This is a genomic window from Vulcaniibacterium tengchongense, from assembly GCF_003814555.1.
Lineage (GTDB): Bacteria > Pseudomonadota > Gammaproteobacteria > Xanthomonadales > Xanthomonadaceae > Vulcaniibacterium > Vulcaniibacterium tengchongense.
The window spans coordinates 207,173-222,540 of the sequence record NZ_RKQN01000001.1 but is presented as its reverse complement, the minus strand read 5'-3'; the positions used below and the strand labels follow the sequence as shown (position 1 = coordinate 222,540).

Genomic DNA, 15,368 nt, shown 5'->3' with positions numbered 1-15,368 from the left:
TCACCGCTCGAAGCGGTAGCTCAGCTTGACCAGCAGCTGCTCGTCGTCGCGCAGGTCGAAGCTGTCGCGCAGGCGGCGGCCGGCGTCCTCGCCGAACGTGTCCTGTTCGTAGCCGCCGCGCCCGTACACCACGTACAGGTACGACAGCGGCGCCAGCTCGTAGCGATAGCGGACCTGGAAGCCGAGGTTGCGCACGCCGAAGTCGCCCACCGGCTCGTCCGAGGGCACCGCGCGGCCGCCGGCGTCGACGCGGTAGGCACGCCGCACCTGCGCGTCCAGGCCGATCGCCTGCAGCTTGATCCGCAATTCCTGGCGGTCGTCCATGATCCAGTCCAGCCCGGCGTCCAGGTCCAGCTCGCGGCCGCGGAAGCTGCCGATCAGGTTCTCGCGCTGCCAGACCAGCCAGTCCGGGTTGAGGTCGGCGTAGAAGCCGGCGTAGACGCTGAAGGCGTCGCTGAGGAAGTAGGTCGCGCGGTAGCGCAGGCTGTAGCCGATCTTGTCGTTGCCGGCCAGGCCGCCGCTGAGCAGTTCGGCCTCGGCGTAGTGCGCCCAGTCGCCCTTGCGCGGCCGCTCGAACTCGGCGTAGGCGGCGAAGTTGGCGGGCTTGCGCAGCGAACCGTGGCCGCGGGTGAGCAGGTCGTCGACGCCGGCGCTGTTGAGGTTGATCTGGGCGTACTCGTAGCTGCCGTCGCGCAGCCGGCTCTCGCGGCTGATGCGCAGCTGGTCGTTGAGCTTCTCGCCGCGGTCGTTGCGGTTGGTGCTGATCCGCCCGCGCCAGTCCTTGGAGGCGTAGCGCGAGCCCGCCGGCAAGTCGGTGAAGCGGCGCTGCACCTGCCAGTGCAGGTAGTTGGTGCTGTTGCGCGAGAGGTAACCGGCGTCGTTGAGCTGCAGGTGGTTGCCGAAGTGCATCGCGATCCACTGCTGGCGCCAGCCGCGGTCCATCTCGTAGTCGGCCCAGACCGTCGCGCCGCTGTCGTCGACCGTCCCGCCCGCCTGCTCGATGCGGCTGCCGACCAGGCGCGTGCGCACGTTCCAGCGCGGCGTCGGCCGCCAGTTGTGGTCGACGCCGAACACGCTGGCTTCGCGGTCCAGATGGGGCCGCTCGACCCGGGTCATCATCAGCCCGAGGTTCTGCTCGCTGAAGTCGCGCACCAGCCGCAGCGCGTAGAACGAGCGCCCCACCTCGTCCGCCTCCTCGGCCGCGAACAGGCCGTACTTGGTGGCGCCGAAGTTGCCGTTGAGCTTGAGCGCCGCGGTGATGTCGCCGGCGCCGCGGCCGTCGTCCGCCGGGCCGCCGACGCGGCGGGTGTACAGCAACTGGCTGTAGTCCGACGGCGTGGTGAACTCGAAGATGCCCTGGTTCTCGGTGAAGAACGGCCGCTTGTCGCTGATGAAGGTCTCGGTGGCGCTGAAGTTGACCACCAGGTCGTCGCTCTCGACCTGGCCGAAGTCCGGGTTGACCGTGGCGGACAGCTGGAACTGGCCGTTCGGCTTCCAGAACACGTCGACGCCGCCGTCGAACTCGCCGTCGCCGCGCACGTGGTCGTACAGGCCCGAGGCGTACGGCGTGAACGCCAGCAGCGACTGGCTGTACTGCGGCATCTCCACCGGCGCGAACTCGGACAGGAAGCGCGGCCGCTCGAAGCTGGCCACCGGCCAGGCCATGCGCTCGCCGCTGGAGCCGATCACCCGGTCCAGGTACAGCCGCACCGTGCGCGTGCCGTCGCGCCCCTCGCGCATCGGCGCGATGTGCCACGGGATCAGCATCTCCGCCGACCAGCCGTCGGCGTCCTCGGCCACGGCATGGCGCCAGCTGCCGTCCCAGTCGTCGTTGAACTGGTTCTCGTTGCTGATCACCGCATCGGCGACGCCGCCGGTGGAGGCCACGGTGAAGTTGTAGCCGGTGCGGCCGTCGCCGTCGAAATCGATCATCAGGTTGACCCGGTCGACCTGGTCCTCGAAGTCGCGCTGCACCTTCTGCCGGGTGCGCGGCACCTGCGGCGGCTGGACGTTGCGGAACGCGATCGCCAGGCCTTCCGGCGTCGCCAGCACCCAGGCTTCGGTCGGCAGCGATCCCGGCTCCCCGTTGAGCGGCTGGACCTTGCGGAAGTCGGCGACGCGGCGCGCCCCCCGCCATTCGGACGGATCGACGCGGCCATCGATCTCGACGGCCGCCGCCGGCGCCGCCAGGCTAGCCAGAATCGCGAGGAAGAGCGGTGCGCGCATCGGGGCTCCCGGATTGGACGCTCCAGCGGCATCGCTCGAGCGAAGCGCAGGCTAGTCGCACGGGCCGGCCGCCACGACTGGCGGAAGTCATTTCAACCCGGCGCCCGCCGCGCGCATCGCAAGCAGCTCAGCGGCTCATTGCATGTGCCAGCCGTGGCTGACCACGATGCTCTGGCCGGTCAGCGCCGCGCTCGGGAACTCGCACAGGAAGCGCACGGTGCGGGCCACGTCCTCGACCGTGGTGAAGACGCCGTCGACGGTATGGCCGAGCATCACCCGGCTCACCACTTCCTCTTCGCTGATGCCCAGCTCGCGCGCCTGCTCGGGGATCTGCTTGTCCACCAGCGGGGTGCGCACGAAGCCGGGGCAGACCACGTGGCTGCGCACGCCGCGGCGGCCGCCCTCCTTGGCCAGGGTCCGGGCCAGGCCGAGCAGGCCGTGCTTGGCGGTGACGTAGGCCGACTTCAGCGGCGAGGCCAGGTGCGAATGCACCGAGCCCATGTAGATCACCGTGCCGCCACGGCTGCGGCCGCCCTCATCGCGGTACATGTGCGGCAGCACCGCCTTGGTGGTCAGGAACGCGCCGTCGAGGTGGATCGCCAGCATCCTCTTCCAGTCGGCGAAGGCGAACTGCTCGATCGGATTCACGATCTGGATGCCGGCGTTGGAGACCAGGATGTCGACGCCGCCGAACTCGGCGGCCGCGCGCTCGACGCCCGCTTCGACCGCCGCCTCGTCGGTGACGTCCATGGCCAGCGCCAGGGCGCGGCCGCCGCCGGCGGCGATCTCGCCCGCGACCGCCTGGGCGCCGGCGGCGTCGAGGTCGGCGATCGCGACCGCGGCGCCGGCGCGCGCCAGCTCGAAGGCGATTTCCCGGCCGATGCCGCTGGCGGCGCCGGTGACGATGGCGGACTTGCCCTGGATCGAGGTCATGGAAGGCTCCTGCGCATGAGGGGGCGGCGCGACACGTTGCGGGCGCGCCTCGGGGCGCAGTGTCGCCCCGGCGCCGCCGACGCGCCATCGGCCGTTGGTACGCGCTCCCGGCCCGCCGCGCTCCCGCGGGCGCGGGATCCCGCGGTCAGCGCCCGGCCTTGCCGCGGCCCTTCTTCTTGCCGCGGCCGCCGGCGCGCTTGCGCTTGGGCTGCAGCATGGTGCCGGTGCAGTCCGGCGCGCCGCAGCGGCAGGCCCAGATCCGCTTCAACTCCGGCGTGTGCCGCTCCTCCAGGGTGATGCCGTAGTTGTAGGACAGCTCCTCGCCGGGCGCGATGTCGCGGATCGCCTCGATGAACACCCGGTCCCGGCGGCGGTCGTCGCCGTCGTCCTCTTCCAGCACCGCCTCGCAGTTCGGGTCGCAGCTGTGGTTGATCCAGCGCGCGATGTTGCCCTCGTAGTTGGCGTCGATCACGTACTCGTCGTTGAGCGTGAACAGGAAGGTGTGGCCGGACTCGATGTCGCCGGTGTCGTCGGCGTCCACTTCGGCGTGGGTGCGGCGCAGCCCCTTGTACTCGACGATGCGTTCGCCTTTGGCGATCGGGGCGACGGCGAAGACGCCGTTGCCGTGGATGGCGGAGCGGCGGGCGACGATCTTGCGGGGCATGCGGGGTTCCGTGCGGGGGACGAACGGCCATTCTGGCCGGATCGGGGCGAAGCCGCCATCGACGCGCCCCCTCCGGCGGGGGCGCACGAGCGGCGGTGCGCGGTCCGCAGGGCACCGGCACGCGCGGAACGCTGCGTTCGCACCGCCGCCCCCGCTGCGCCCTCGCCTGCGCAAGGCGGGCGAAGGCGCGCCGGCAGCGAGCGGGGCCTGAACGCCGCGCGGGACCGCGCTTGGCCGCGCCCGGCCAAAACCGTACAATTCCGGTACGGATTACCCGGCCCCTCCTGTTCGGCCACCCCGAATGCTCCGCGTCACCAAGCTCACCGACTACGCCACCGTCGTCCTCACCGTGCTCGCCGCCCAGGCCGAGCGCGCGCCGGACGCCGTGCTCAGCGCGCCGGAGCTGGCCGAGCGCGCCGGCCTGGAGCCGCCCACCGTGGCCAAGGTGCTCAAGCCCCTGGCCCAGGCCGGCCTGGTCGAGGGCTTCCGCGGCGCCAACGGCGGCTATCGCCTGGCGCGGCCGGCCGCGAGCATCGGCCTGCTCGAGATCGTCGAGGCGATGGAAGGCCCGCTCGGGATGACCGAATGCAGCGTCCACGCCGGCAACTGCGGCCTGGAACGCTCCTGCGGCGTGCGCGCCAACTGGCGCCGGATCAACGACGTGGTGATCGACGCGCTGCGCGGGGTGACCCTCGCGCAGATGCTCGCGCCGCCGCCTCCACCCGCACCGGCCAGGCGCATCGACGTCCGCCTGGCCAACGCATGACCCCTAGGCAGCCCCCATGGCCACCGAAACCCTGACCCCCGCCCCGCTGCAGAACCGCGAGATCCACGAGCGGCTCGGCCGCCAGTACGCGGCCGGCTTCGTCACCCAGATCGAGTCCGACAGCCTGCCGCCGGGCCTGGACGAGGACGTCATCCGCGCGCTGTCGGCGAAGAAGAACGAACCGGAGTGGATGACCCAGTGGCGGCTGGACGCCTACCGCCACTGGCTGACCATGCCGGTGCCGCACTGGGCCAAGCTCGACATCGCGCCGATCGACTTCCAGGCGATCAGCTACTACTCCGCGCCCAAGGGGCCGAAGTACCAGTCGCTGGACGAGGTGCCCAAGGAACTGCTCGACACCTACGAGAAGCTCGGCGTGCCGCTGCACGAGCGCGCCAGGCTGGCCGGCGTCGCCGTCGACGCGGTGTTCGACTCGGTCTCGGTCGGCACCACCTTCCGCAAGGAACTGGCCGAGAAGGGCGTGATCTTCTGCTCGATGAGCGAGGCCATCCGCGAGCATCCCGAGCTGGTCCGCAAGTACCTGGGCAGCGTGGTGCCGGTCGGCGACAACTACTTCGCCGCGCTGAACTCGGCGGTGTTCTCCGACGGCAGCTTCGTCTACATCCCCAAGGGCGTGCGCTGCCCGATGGAGCTGTCCACCTACTTCCGCATCAACGCCAGCGAGACCGGCCAGTTCGAGCGCACCCTGATCGTCGCCGAGGAAGGCAGCTACGTCTCCTACCTCGAGGGCTGCACCGCGCCGATGCGCGACGAGAACCAGCTGCACGCCGCGGTGGTCGAGCTGGTCGCGCTCGACGACGCCGAGATCAAGTACTCCACGGTGCAGAACTGGTACCCCGGCGACGAGGAAGGCCGCGGCGGCATCTACAACTTCGTCACCAAGCGCGGCGAATGCCGCGGCGCGCGCAGCAAGATCAGCTGGACCCAGGTCGAGACCGGCTCGGCGATCACCTGGAAGTACCCGTCCTGCGTGCTGCTGGGCGACGACTCGGTCGGCGAGTTCTACTCGGTCGCGCTCACCCACCACCGCCAGCAGGCCGACACCGGCACCAAGATGATCCACGTCGGCAAGCGCACCAAGAGCAAGATCGTCAGCAAGGGCATCAGCGCCGGCCGCGGCCAGAACACCTACCGCGGCCTGGTGCGGGTGGAGAAGAACGCCGAGGGCGCGCGCAACCACACCCAGTGCGATTCGCTGCTGATCGGCAAGAAGTGCGGCGCGCACACCTTCCCGTACATCGAGGTCAAGCGCCCGGACGCCACCGTCGAGCACGAGGCGACGACCTCGAAGATCAGCGAGGACCAGCTGTTCTATTGCCGCAGCCGCGGCATCGGCGAGGAGGACGCGGTGTCGATGATCGTCGACGGCTTCTGCAAGTCGGTGTTCCGCGAGCTGCCGATGGAGTTCGCGGTGGAAGCCAAGAAGCTGCTGGAAGTCTCGCTGGAAGGCTCGGTGGGCTGATGGTCGCGCTCGCGCTCGTACTGGCGCTCGGCGCCGCCGCCGCACCGCCCACGGAGGCGGAGGCCCGCGCCGTCCTGGAAGCCTTCGACCGCGCCGTCAACGAGCGCCGTTACGACGACGCCGGGCGATTGCTGGCAGCGGACTTCGAGCACGTTGCCCGCAACCCCGCGCTCGTCGAGGCGATGGGCGCGGACGCTTTCCCGGCCGACGAACGCCGCGCCCTGCTCGAGGGCGCGCGGTTCGACGCCCAGGCCATGTTGCAGGACGCGCGCGCGGTGGGGCTGCGCCAGCGGCGCCAAGTGCGTGCGTTCGTCCCGGCCGGCGCCGGCCGCCCGGCGCGGCTGTTCTCCACGCTGGAGCGGACCCTCGACGGAACCGAGCCGGGCAGCCCCTGCCTGCGGCTGGCGCTGAGCGAGGAAGCCGCGTTCGCCCGCGAAGGCGGCCGCGTGCTGCTCCGTTCGCTGCGGAGCGCGAACGAAACCGTCGCCTCCCCCATTCCCTGCCGCTGATCCGGCGGCGCATCCGACATCGCCAACATGCTCAAGATCGACAACCTCCACGTCTCCGTCGCCGGCAAGGAGATCCTCAAGGGCCTCTCGCTGGAACTGCGGCCCGGCCAGGTGCACGCGGTGATGGGCCCCAACGGCGCCGGCAAGTCCACGCTCGGCAACGTGCTCGCCGGGCGCGAAGGCTACGAGGTCACGGCCGGCTCGATCGAATTCGACGGCCGCGACCTGCTCGCGCTGGAACCGGAGGAGCGCGCCGCCGCCGGCGTGTTCCTGGCGTTCCAGTACCCGGTCGAGATCCCCGGCGTCAACAACACCTACTTCCTGCGCGCGGCGTTGAACGCCCAGCGCAAGGCGCGCGGCGAACCGGAACTGGACTCGATGCAGTTCCTCAAGCTGGTGCGCGAGAAGCTGGCCGTGCTGCACCTGAAGGACGAGCTGCTGCACCGCGGCGTCAACGAAGGCTTCAGCGGCGGCGAGAAGAAGCGCAACGAGATCTTCCAGCTGGCCCTGCTGGAACCGAAGCTGGCGATCCTCGACGAGACCGACTCCGGCCTCGACATCGACGCGCTCAAGGCGGTGGCCGACGGCGTCAACGCGCTGCGCTCGCCGGAGCGCGCGTTCCTGGTGATCACCCATTACCAGCGCCTGCTCGACTACATCCGCCCGGACGTGGTGCACGTGCTGGCGGACGGCCGCATCGCCGAGACCGGCGGGCCGGAGCTGGCGCTGGCGCTGGAGCAGCACGGCTACGCCTGGATCCGCGAACGCGTGGTGCCGGAGGCGACGGCCCGATGAGCGCGCTGCTCGACTCCTTCGTCGCGGCCTTCGATGCCTTGCCCATGCGCGAGGCCGCCGGATTGGGCGAGAGCCGCGGCGCCGCGCTCGAGGCGGCGCTGCGCGACGGCCTGCCGCACGCCCGGGCCGAAGCCTGGAAGTACACGCCGCTGCGCGCGCTCGAACGCCGCGCGTTCGCCCCGGCCGCGGCCGGGCCCGTGGCGTTCGACGCCGCGCTGCTGGAGGCGGTCCCGCGCCCGCGCCTGGTGTTCGTCAACGGCCGCTACGATGCGGCGCACAGCGACCTTTCCGGCCTGCCCGACGGCGTGTCGCTGCGGCCGCTGTCGCAGGTGCTGGCCGAAGGCGACGCGCGCGAGGCCAATTTCCTCGCCCGCCGCTACGATCGTGCCGAGGAAGTCTTCGCCCGCCTCAACGCCGCGCTCGCCGCCGAGGGCGTGGTGCTGCGCGCCGAACCGGGCGCGCGCTCGCAGGCGCCGATCCACCTGGTGTTCGTCGGCGCCGCCGGCGCCGCGCACGACCAGGCCTGGCATCTGCGCCACCTGATCGACCTGCGCGAGGAGGCGTCGCTGTGCGTGGTCGAGCACCAGCCCGGCAGCGGCGCGCACGGCCACCTGGCCAATGCGGTGATGCACGTGCACCTCGGCCCGCGCGCCGTCTTGCGGCACGCGCGGCTGCAGGACGAAAGCGACGGCGCCAGCCTGTTCGCGCGCACCGACGCGGTGCTGGCGCGCGAGGCCGAGTACCGCCGCCTCGACCTGGAGCTCGGCGCCGGCCTGTCGCGGCACGAACTCAACGTCGCCCTGCACGGCGAAGGCGCGCGCCTGCACGCCAACGGCGTGCTGCTCGCCGCCGGCAAGCGCCACCTCGACACCCGTCTGGGCATCGACCATGCCGGCCGCGGCAGCGCCTGCGAGCTGGTCTGGCGCGGGCTCGGCGCCGGCCGCGCCAAGGCCGCCTTCCACGGCGGCATCCTGATCCGCGAAGGCGCCGATGGCGTGGTCGCGGCGCTGTCGAACAAGAACCTGCTGCTCGGCGCCGGCGCCGAGATCGACACCCAGCCGGTGCTGGAGATCCACGCCGACGAGGTCCAGGCCGCGCACGGCGCCACCGTCGGCCAGCTCGACCCGACCGCGATGTTCTACCTGCGCAGCCGCGGCATCCCCGCCGAACAGGCGCGCGCGCTGATGACCGCGGCGTTCTGCCGCGAGACCCTGGCGGTGTTCGAGCACGACACGCTGCGCGAAGCGCTCGGCGCGCGCCTGGACGCGGCGCTGGCGCGCCTGGAGGCCGCATGAACGCCGTCACCGACGCCACCGCCGTCGACTGGGCGCGGGTCCGCGCCGACTTCCCGCTGCTGACCCGCGAGGTCCACGGCAAGCCGCTGGTCTACTTCGACTCCGCCAACACCGGGCAGAAACCCGAGGCCGTGATCGAAGCGGTCGACGACTTCTACCGCCGCCACAACGCCAACGTCAGCCGCGCGGTGCACGCCCTCGGCACCGAGGCCACCGAGGCCTACGAGGCCGCGCGGGCCAAGCTCGCGCGCTTCCTCAACGTGCGCGCCGACGAACTGGTGCTGTGCAGCGGCACCACCTTCGCGCTGAACCTGGTCGCCTATTCGTGGGCGCTGCCGCGGCTGCGGCCCGGCGACGCGATCGTGGTCAGCCGGATGGAGCACCACGCCAACATCGTGCCCTGGCAGCTGGTCGCCGAGCGCACCGGCGCGACGCTCAAGGTCGCCGAGCTGGACGAGCGCGGCGACCTCGACCTGGAGCGCCTGTACGCGCTGCTCACCCCCGAGGTGAGGCTGCTCGCGGTCGCGCACGTGTCGAACGTGCTCGGCACCGTCAACCCGGTGCGCGAGATCTGCCGCGAGGCGCGCCGGCGCGGCATCGTCACAGTGGTGGACGGCTCGCAGGCGGCGCCGCATCGCGCGCTCGACGTGGCCGCGATCGGCTGCGACTTCTACGCGATCACCGGCCACAAGATGTGCGGGCCCACCGGCACCGGCGCGCTGTGGGCCCGGCGCGAGCACCTGGCGGCCATGCCGCCGTTCCTCGGCGGCGGCGAGATGATCAAGGAGGTGCGCTTCGAGGGCACCGTCTACAACGAGCCGCCGCACAAGTTCGAGGCCGGCACGCCGAACATCGCCGGCTTCGTCGGCCTCGGCGCCGCGGTCGACTATCTCTCGGCGCTCGGCATGGCCCACGTCGAGGCGCGCGAGCGCGAGCTGCTGGCGCACTTCAACGAGGCCCTGGCCGCGGTCGAGGGCGTGCGCGTGTTCGGCGCGCCGCGTGAGAAGGCGGCGGTGGTCAGCTTCCTGGTCGAGGGCGCGCATGCGCACGACCTGGCCACCCTGCTCGACCTCGAGGGCGTGGCGATCCGCTCCGGCCACCATTGCGCGCACCCGCTGATGCAGCACTTCGGCGTGCCCGCCACCTGCCGCGCCTCGCTGGCGTTCTACAACACGCACGAGGAGATCGACGCCTTCGTGGCGGCGCTGCGCAAGGTGCGCCGCCTGCTGGCCTGATGGAGAAGCGGGCGGGGAAAAGCGCAGAATCCGCACTCCGGCTTCCGCCCCTGCCCGCCCCGCTCGCCATTCCCCGCTTCCGGCCCGTCGCTTCCATGACCGCCCCGTCCCTGCGCTTCCGCCACGCCACCCCCGCCGACACCGACGCCCTGGTCGCGCTGGTCGAATCGGCCTACCGCGGCGAGGCCAGCCGCGCCGGTTGGACCACCGAGGCCGATCTGCTCGACGGCCGCCGCACCGGGCCGGACGACATCGCCGCCTGCCTCGCCCGGCCGCACAGCGTGATCCTGCTCGCCGAGGCCGCCGACGGCGCCGGCGCGCCCGAGCTGCTGGCCTGCGCCCACGTCGCGGTGGAGGACGGCGCCGGCTACTTCGGCATGTTCTCGGTGCGGCCGGACCGCCAGGGCGGCGGCGTCGGCAAGCAGGTCCTCGCCGAGGCCGAACGCCTGGCGCGCGAGGCCTGGAACCTGCAGGCGATGCGCATGACCGTGATCGACGTGCGCGAGGAGCTGATCGCGTTCTACGAGCGCCGCGGCTACCGCCGCACCGGCATCAAGAAGCCGTTCCCCTACGGCGACACGCGCTTCGGCCTGCCCAAGCGCGACGACCTGCGCTTCGAAGTGCTGGAGAAGCGGTTCTGAGTCCCCGGGAGCCGACGAAGGCAGCGCACGGCGCAACCCGGAGAACGGCTTCGCTCGTTTTCCGTTCCTCTCCGCTCGATCCTCTTCAGGAGCATCCGACATGGGCGACTGGGTCTTCGTCTGCGCCACCTCGCAGTTGCTGCCCGGCGAATCCACCGTGGCCTGGGACGGCGACACGCCGATCCTGGTGCTGAACTACGACGGCGACTACTACGCGCTGGAGGACAAGTGCTCGCACGAGGACTTCGAACTCTCGGCCGGCGCCTTCGACGCCGAGGCGGCGACGATCGAGTGCGTGCTGCACGGCGCCAAGTTCGACGTCCGCGACGGGCGCCCGCTGTGCGCGCCGGCCTACGAGCCCGTGGTCAAGTTCCCGGTCAAGGTCGACGAGACCGGCGTCTGGACCCGCGACGACCGCGGGTGAGCCGCCGGCGCGGCAGGCCGCGCTGAGCGCCCTGCGGGGCGACATCACCACGCGGGCGGTGGACGCCATCGTCAACGCCGCCCAGCCATCGCTGCTCGGCGGCGGCGGCGTCGCCGGCGCGATCCACCGCGCCGCCGGCCCGCGGCTGCTGGAGGCGTGCCGCACGCTCGGCGGCTGCGCCACCGGCGAGGCCAAGCTCACCGGCGGCTATCGGCGCGCCACGTGATCCACACCGTCGGTCCCGTTGGGCGCGGCGGCCACGGCGGGGAGGCGGAGCGGCGGGCGTCGTGCTACCGGCGCTCGCTGCAACAGGCCGCGGACCAACACCAAGGAGCAGAAGGCGCGGTACATCCGCGAGGCCTTCGACGGCTTCGCGCGCCTGCTCGGCGACCTGCACGAGGAGAGCTACATCTACGTGCAGGACGTGCGCGCGGCCGCCTACGGCTACGGCGGCCGGACCCAGGAGGCGCGCTTCCACCTTCCGGGCTGAGCGCGCTACTCGCCCGCGCCGCCCAGGGTCTGGCGCAGGAACGGCACGGTGACGCGGCGCTGCGCCGCGAGCGAGGCGCGGTCGAGGCGGTCGAGCAACGCGGTGAGGCCGCCCAGGTCGCGCCCCACCCGCCGCAGCAGCCAGTCCAGCGCGGCGTCCTCCAGCACCAGGCCGCGGCGCTGCGCGCGCTGGCGCAGCACCTCGCGCCGGGCGTCGTCGTCGAGCGGCGCCAGGACGATGCGCGCGCACTGGCCCAGGCGCGAGCGCAGGTCGGCCAGGCCGAGGCCGAGCGCGTCGGGAATGTCGCGCGCGGCGTAGACCAGGCTGGCGCCGGCGGCGCGGGCGCGGTTGTGCGCGTCGAACAGCGCGACCTCGTCTTCGCGCACGCCGGCGGCCGCCTCCAGCCCGTCCAGCGCCAGCAGGTCGTTGCCTTCCAGCGCCTCGAGCGCGTCGCGCAAGCGGCCGGCCGCCGCCGCCAGCGGCAGATAGGCGGCGCGCCGGCCCGCGGTCTCGGCCGCGGCGCAGGCCGCCAGCAGCAGGTGGGTCTTGCCGACCCCGGACGGCCCGGCCAGGTACAGCCCGCCGAAGCCGGGCCCTGCGCCCTCCGCCAGCGCGCGCAGCTGCGCCAGCGCGCCCGCCGGTGCGGCGACGTAGGTATCCAGGCGCTGATCCGGCGGATAGCGCAGCGACAACGGCAACTGCGGCACGCTCACTGCTGGCGCGGCTCCGCGGGCGGGGGCTCGATCGCGCCGCCGGGAAGCTCGATGGTGGGATGGTCGCCCACGTAGAGCCGGCTATGGGTGTAGCGCTCCTGCGCGTAGCGCAGCAGCACGTTGGCCACCGCCGCCACCGGCAACGCCAGCAGCATGCCGAGGAAGCCGAACAGCTGGCCGCCGGCGAGCACGGCGAAGATCACCGCCACCGGATGCAGGCCGATGCGGTCGCCGACCAGCTTCGGCGTCAGGAAGTAGCTCTCGATCACCTGGCCGATGCCGAACACCACCAGCACCCCGGCGACGTGCTGCCAGTCGCCGTACTGCACCAGCGCCGCGATCACGCCGAGGACGATGCCGCTGGCTGGCCCCAGGTACGGCACGAAGGTCAACAGGCCGGCGATCAGGCCGATCAGGATGCCCAGGTCCAGCCCCACGCCCCACAGGCCGAGCCCGTACAGCACGCCGAGCACGATCATCACCAGGAACTGTCCGCGCAGGAATGCGCCGAGCACGTCGCTGGACTCCCGCGCCAGGCGGCCGACCGTGTCGAGGTGGTCGCGCGGGATCAGCGCGGCGACCCGCTCCACGATCAGGTCCCAGTCGCGCAGGAAGAAGAAGGTGATCACCGGCAGCAGGGCGATGTTCGCGACCAGGCCGATCACCGCGAAGCTGGAGCGCGACAGGTAGCCCAGCAGCGTGGTGGCGAAGCCGCCGGCGCTGTCCCAGTTGTCGCGCACCAGCTGCAGCAGGTGCTCGAGGTCCAGCCAGTCGCTGATCTCGTAGCCGGTGCGCGCCTCCACCCAGGGCAGCGCGGTCAGCAGCAGCCAGTCGCGGTAGCGCGGCAGCGAGGCGATCAGGGTCGCGATCTGGCGCTGGATCAGCGGCACCAGGATCAGCAGCGCCAGCAACAGAAGCAGCACCATCAGCGCGAACACCAGGCTCACCGCGAGGTTGCGCGAATAGCCGCGGCGCTCCAGCCGATCGACCAGCGGGTCGCCGAGCCAGCCCAGCAGCAGCGCGACCACGAACGGGGTCAGGATCGGCGCCAGCAGCCACAGCAGCCAGCAGGCGCCGAGGCCGAGCGCCGCCCATTGCAGGCGCCGCAGGAACAGCGCGATTTCGTCCGACGAAGAGGGCAAGGGCATCCGGTGCGTTCCTCAGCGCAGCACGTAGACCGGCGGCTGGCCTTCCAGCCCTTCCAGCGGCGCGATCACGCCGTCGTCGCGGGTCGCCCGCTCCAGGCCGGGCAGGCCGCTGACCAGGTCCAGGTCCAGCTCCACGTTCTGCGCGGTGGCCCGCACCGGGGTGATCCGGCGCACCACCGACAGCTTCTGCAGGTAGCCGGCCAGGCGGATGTAGTCCTCGCCGCCGCGCAGGCCGGTGAAGGCGATGCGGTAGACGCCGGCCGGGCCGGCGGCGGCGGCCTTGGCGTAGCGCTTCATCAGCGCGTCGGCGGCGCCGTCGGCGCCGGTGGCCATCACCTGGCGCGCGTCGCTGCCGGTCTGCGACCAGCTCGACAGCACCTTGCCGTTGTCGACGAAGATCCAGTCCGCCTTCCAGCCCGCCTTGGCGTCGCGGTAGAGCTTGCCGATCAGCTGCATCGGCGGGCTGTAGCGCGCCGATGCGCGCGCGACCGCGGCGCTGTCGCCGCGCCAGATCGCGCCGACCACCGCCTGTTCGGCGGCGTTGCCAGCGGGCAGGCCGAGCTTGTAGCCGCGCTCGACGGCACGGTTCAGCACCGGCCGCGCCGCATTGACTTGGCCGACGCCGACCAGGCGCGGGCCGCTGCCATCGTCGATCGCCAGCCACAGCACCGGCTTGGGCCGCGGCTGCGGCCACACCGGGATGCCGAGGGTGGCGACCAGGTCGTCGACCTTCTCCTGCTCGTACTGCACCACCAGCGTGGTGCGGAAGCTCGGCGCGCCGGTCGCCGACACGCCCTCGTCCTGGCGATAGTCGTAGCGCTCGACGTAGTCCCGGGCCTTGCGCAGCTCCTGGCCGACGCCCGGGCGCGACGCGACCGCGCGGTCGCCCGACAGCTTGCTCAGCACCTGGGCCAGGCCGCGCGCGAACGCGCCGTTGCGTTCGGACTCGCCCTGGCCGTTGACCGGCACCTCGGCGGCGTAGACGCCTTCGGCGCGGGCGCGGTCGCCTTCGACGCGCTGGGCCTGGACGGCGAAGCTCGCCGCCAGCAGCAGGGCCAGCAGGCCCCAAGCCCGGATTCTCGTGCGGATTGCCCGAACCATCGCCGTCCTTCGGTGCGCAATGAACCGAAATGGTGCCGTACGGGCGACGGCGCGTCCATTCGCGGCGCTCGCCGCGCCACCGCGGCCGCGTCGCTGCGGCGCCCGCGAGCCGCCGCCAGGGCGATGCCGCGCACGCGCCGCCGCGCGCCGGATCGCCCACCCTTGTTTTCGACATAACTTCGATATATCGTAACCATCCCAATTCGATATATCGAAGACCATGCACGGATACCATGCCTTGCTCCGCGCCCTGCGCCACGCCCGCCGCGCCGCCTGGCACCCTTCGTTCGGCGGGCCCGAGTTCCACGCCGCGGGCCGCGGCCCCTTCGACCGGCACGGCGGCGACGTGTTCGCCGACTGGGAGGGCCTGCGCGGCGGCGGCCGCCCCGGCGGCGGCCGGATGCTCGGCCACGGCGACCTCAAGCTGCTGCTGCTGGCGCTGATCGAGCAGCAGCCGCGCCACGGCTACGAGCTGATCCGGATCATCGAGGACATGTTCCATGGCCACTATTCGCCCAGTCCGGGCGCGATCTACCCGACCCTGACGATGCTCGAGGAGCTGGGTTACGCGCAGGCGCAGGCCGAGGCGGGCGGCCGCAAGCTGTACGCCATCACCGACGCGGGCCGCGCCTTTCTCGACGAGAACCGCCCGGCGGTGGAAGCGGCCACCGCGCGCGCCGAGCACAGCGCGCGGCTGGCGGCGAAGCGATCGGCGCCGCCGACGGTGCGCAAGGCCATGCACGCGCTCAAGCATGCCCTGCTGATGCGTTCCGCCGACTGGAGCAAGGGCGAGGCGCAACGCGTGGCGGCGATCCTGGAGCGCGCCGCCGCCGAGATCGCCGGCGGCCGCCGCGACGGGTGAGCCGCGGCACGGCACGCACCGCACCTGCGGCGTGCCGCCGGCCGCCGCGCCGGGCCGGGCCGACCCGCCGCCTTTCGAACCCT

Annotated in this window: 16 protein-coding genes and 1 pseudogene; 11 read left to right on the top strand and 6 right to left on the bottom strand. The window is 72.3% G+C overall.

What is annotated here, in order from left to right; genetic code table 11:
• From EDC50_RS01080 to EDC50_RS01070, 3 genes are all read right to left on the bottom strand, one after another.
• The gene (locus EDC50_RS01080) at nucleotides 1-2,226 is read right to left on the bottom strand and encodes a DUF5916 domain-containing protein (protein ID WP_123768633.1); all 2,226 of its coding nucleotides are present in this window, start codon (nucleotides 2,224-2,226) and stop codon (nucleotides 1-3) included.
• Nucleotides 2,227-2,361: 135 nt separating this feature from the next.
• On the bottom strand, nucleotides 2,362-3,159 hold the full coding sequence (locus EDC50_RS01075; protein WP_123768632.1) for a 3-hydroxybutyrate dehydrogenase: 798 nt from the start codon (nucleotides 3,157-3,159) through the stop codon (nucleotides 2,362-2,364).
• A 145-nt stretch (nucleotides 3,160-3,304) separates the two neighbouring features.
• Complete coding sequence (locus tag EDC50_RS01070; protein ID WP_123768631.1) at nucleotides 3,305-3,823, bottom strand: SET domain-containing protein; 519 nt, start codon at nucleotides 3,821-3,823, stop codon at nucleotides 3,305-3,307.
• 301 nt (nucleotides 3,824-4,124) lie between these two features.
• Between EDC50_RS01070 and EDC50_RS01065 the strand changes: the two genes are divergently transcribed.
• The 10 genes and pseudogenes from EDC50_RS01065 (at nucleotide 4,125) to EDC50_RS01020 (ending at nucleotide 11,461) form a co-directional block, all read left to right on the top strand.
• The gene (locus EDC50_RS01065; protein WP_123768630.1) at nucleotides 4,125-4,589 is read left to right on the top strand and encodes an SUF system Fe-S cluster assembly regulator; all 465 of its coding nucleotides are present in this window, start codon (nucleotides 4,125-4,127) and stop codon (nucleotides 4,587-4,589) included.
• Between the two features lie 16 nt (nucleotides 4,590-4,605).
• Complete coding sequence (gene sufB / locus EDC50_RS01060; RefSeq protein WP_123768629.1) at nucleotides 4,606-6,072, top strand: Fe-S cluster assembly protein SufB; 1,467 nt, start codon at nucleotides 4,606-4,608, stop codon at nucleotides 6,070-6,072.
• The gene (locus EDC50_RS01055; RefSeq protein ID WP_123768628.1) at nucleotides 6,072-6,581 is read left to right on the top strand and encodes a hypothetical protein; all 510 of its coding nucleotides are present in this window, start codon (nucleotides 6,072-6,074) and stop codon (nucleotides 6,579-6,581) included. Before sufB ends, EDC50_RS01055 begins: the two co-directional genes overlap by 1 nt.
• Before the next feature lie 27 nt (nucleotides 6,582-6,608).
• Nucleotides 6,609-7,376, top strand: a complete 768-nt coding sequence (sufC, locus tag EDC50_RS01050; protein ID WP_123768627.1) for a Fe-S cluster assembly ATPase SufC — start codon at nucleotides 6,609-6,611, stop codon at nucleotides 7,374-7,376.
• A complete protein-coding gene (sufD, locus tag EDC50_RS01045; protein ID WP_123768626.1) occupies nucleotides 7,373-8,671 on the top strand; it encodes a Fe-S cluster assembly protein SufD in 1,299 nt (432 codons plus the stop codon). Before sufC ends, sufD begins: the two co-directional genes overlap by 4 nt.
• Nucleotides 8,668-9,906 carry a cysteine desulfurase gene (locus EDC50_RS01040; RefSeq protein WP_123768625.1) on the top strand — a complete coding sequence of 413 codons (1,239 nt, stop codon included), beginning with the start codon at nucleotides 8,668-8,670 and terminating at the stop codon, nucleotides 9,904-9,906. Before sufD ends, EDC50_RS01040 begins: the two co-directional genes overlap by 4 nt.
• Before the next feature lie 95 nt (nucleotides 9,907-10,001).
• On the top strand, nucleotides 10,002-10,547 hold the full coding sequence (locus EDC50_RS01035) for a GNAT family N-acetyltransferase (RefSeq protein WP_123768624.1): 546 nt from the start codon (nucleotides 10,002-10,004) through the stop codon (nucleotides 10,545-10,547).
• 100 nt (nucleotides 10,548-10,647) lie between these two features.
• Nucleotides 10,648-10,971, top strand: coding sequence for a non-heme iron oxygenase ferredoxin subunit (locus EDC50_RS01030; RefSeq protein ID WP_123768623.1), 324 nt, complete (start codon nucleotides 10,648-10,650; stop codon nucleotides 10,969-10,971).
• Nucleotides 10,972-10,993: 22 nt separating this feature from the next.
• A pseudogene (locus EDC50_RS16280) lies at nucleotides 10,994-11,286 on the top strand (macro domain-containing protein); the annotation flags it as partial.
• Nucleotides 11,216-11,461, top strand: coding sequence for a tautomerase family protein (locus EDC50_RS01020; RefSeq protein WP_199742141.1), 246 nt, complete (start codon nucleotides 11,216-11,218; stop codon nucleotides 11,459-11,461). The pseudogene EDC50_RS16280 and the gene EDC50_RS01020, both read left to right, overlap by 71 nt.
• A 5-nt stretch (nucleotides 11,462-11,466) precedes the next feature.
• On the opposite strand, the gene hda is transcribed toward EDC50_RS01020, so the two are convergent.
• From hda to EDC50_RS01005, 3 genes are read right to left on the bottom strand one after another with little or no spacing between them, the layout of a single operon-like run.
• Nucleotides 11,467-12,174, bottom strand: a complete 708-nt coding sequence (gene hda / locus EDC50_RS01015; RefSeq protein ID WP_123768622.1) for a DnaA regulatory inactivator Hda — start codon at nucleotides 12,172-12,174, stop codon at nucleotides 11,467-11,469.
• A complete protein-coding gene (locus EDC50_RS01010; protein WP_123768621.1) occupies nucleotides 12,171-13,322 on the bottom strand; it encodes an AI-2E family transporter in 1,152 nt (383 codons plus the stop codon). Before EDC50_RS01010 ends, hda begins: the two co-directional genes overlap by 4 nt.
• Nucleotides 13,323-13,334: 12 nt before the next feature.
• Nucleotides 13,335-14,423: a DUF2066 domain-containing protein gene (locus EDC50_RS01005; RefSeq protein ID WP_123768620.1), complete on the bottom strand. Its 1,089-nt coding sequence runs from the start codon at nucleotides 14,421-14,423 to the stop codon at nucleotides 13,335-13,337.
• A gap of 238 nt (nucleotides 14,424-14,661) precedes the next feature.
• Here EDC50_RS01005 and EDC50_RS01000 point away from each other — a divergent pair, with 238 nt between their 5' ends.
• Complete coding sequence (locus EDC50_RS01000; protein WP_242003096.1) at nucleotides 14,662-15,285, top strand: PadR family transcriptional regulator; 624 nt, start codon at nucleotides 14,662-14,664, stop codon at nucleotides 15,283-15,285.
• Nucleotides 15,286-15,368 lie beyond the last annotated feature (83 nt).

Bases quoted from the DNA above. Each gene is read 5' to 3' on its own strand.
- EDC50_RS01080 (WP_123768633.1), bottom strand. From the start codon at position 2,226: ATGCGCGCACCGCTCTTCCTCGCGATTCTGGCTAGCCTGGCGGCGCCG.
- EDC50_RS01075 (WP_123768632.1), bottom strand. From the start codon at position 3,159: ATGACCTCGATCCAGGGCAAGTCCGCCATCGTCACCGGCGCCGCCAGC.
- EDC50_RS01070 (WP_123768631.1), bottom strand. From the start codon at position 3,823: ATGCCCCGCAAGATCGTCGCCCGCCGCTCCGCCATCCACGGCAACGGC.
- EDC50_RS01065 (WP_123768630.1), top strand. From the start codon at position 4,125: ATGCTCCGCGTCACCAAGCTCACCGACTACGCCACCGTCGTCCTCACC.
- sufB (WP_123768629.1), top strand. From the start codon at position 4,606: ATGGCCACCGAAACCCTGACCCCCGCCCCGCTGCAGAACCGCGAGATC.
- EDC50_RS01055 (WP_123768628.1), top strand. From the start codon at position 6,072: ATGGTCGCGCTCGCGCTCGTACTGGCGCTCGGCGCCGCCGCCGCACCG.
- sufC (WP_123768627.1), top strand. From the start codon at position 6,609: ATGCTCAAGATCGACAACCTCCACGTCTCCGTCGCCGGCAAGGAGATC.
- sufD (WP_123768626.1), top strand. From the start codon at position 7,373: ATGAGCGCGCTGCTCGACTCCTTCGTCGCGGCCTTCGATGCCTTGCCC.
- EDC50_RS01040 (WP_123768625.1), top strand. From the start codon at position 8,668: ATGAACGCCGTCACCGACGCCACCGCCGTCGACTGGGCGCGGGTCCGC.
- EDC50_RS01035 (WP_123768624.1), top strand. From the start codon at position 10,002: ATGACCGCCCCGTCCCTGCGCTTCCGCCACGCCACCCCCGCCGACACC.
- EDC50_RS01030 (WP_123768623.1), top strand. From the start codon at position 10,648: ATGGGCGACTGGGTCTTCGTCTGCGCCACCTCGCAGTTGCTGCCCGGC.
- EDC50_RS01010 (WP_123768621.1), bottom strand. From the start codon at position 13,322: ATGCCCTTGCCCTCTTCGTCGGACGAAATCGCGCTGTTCCTGCGGCGC.
- EDC50_RS01005 (WP_123768620.1), bottom strand. From the start codon at position 14,423: ATGGTTCGGGCAATCCGCACGAGAATCCGGGCTTGGGGCCTGCTGGCC.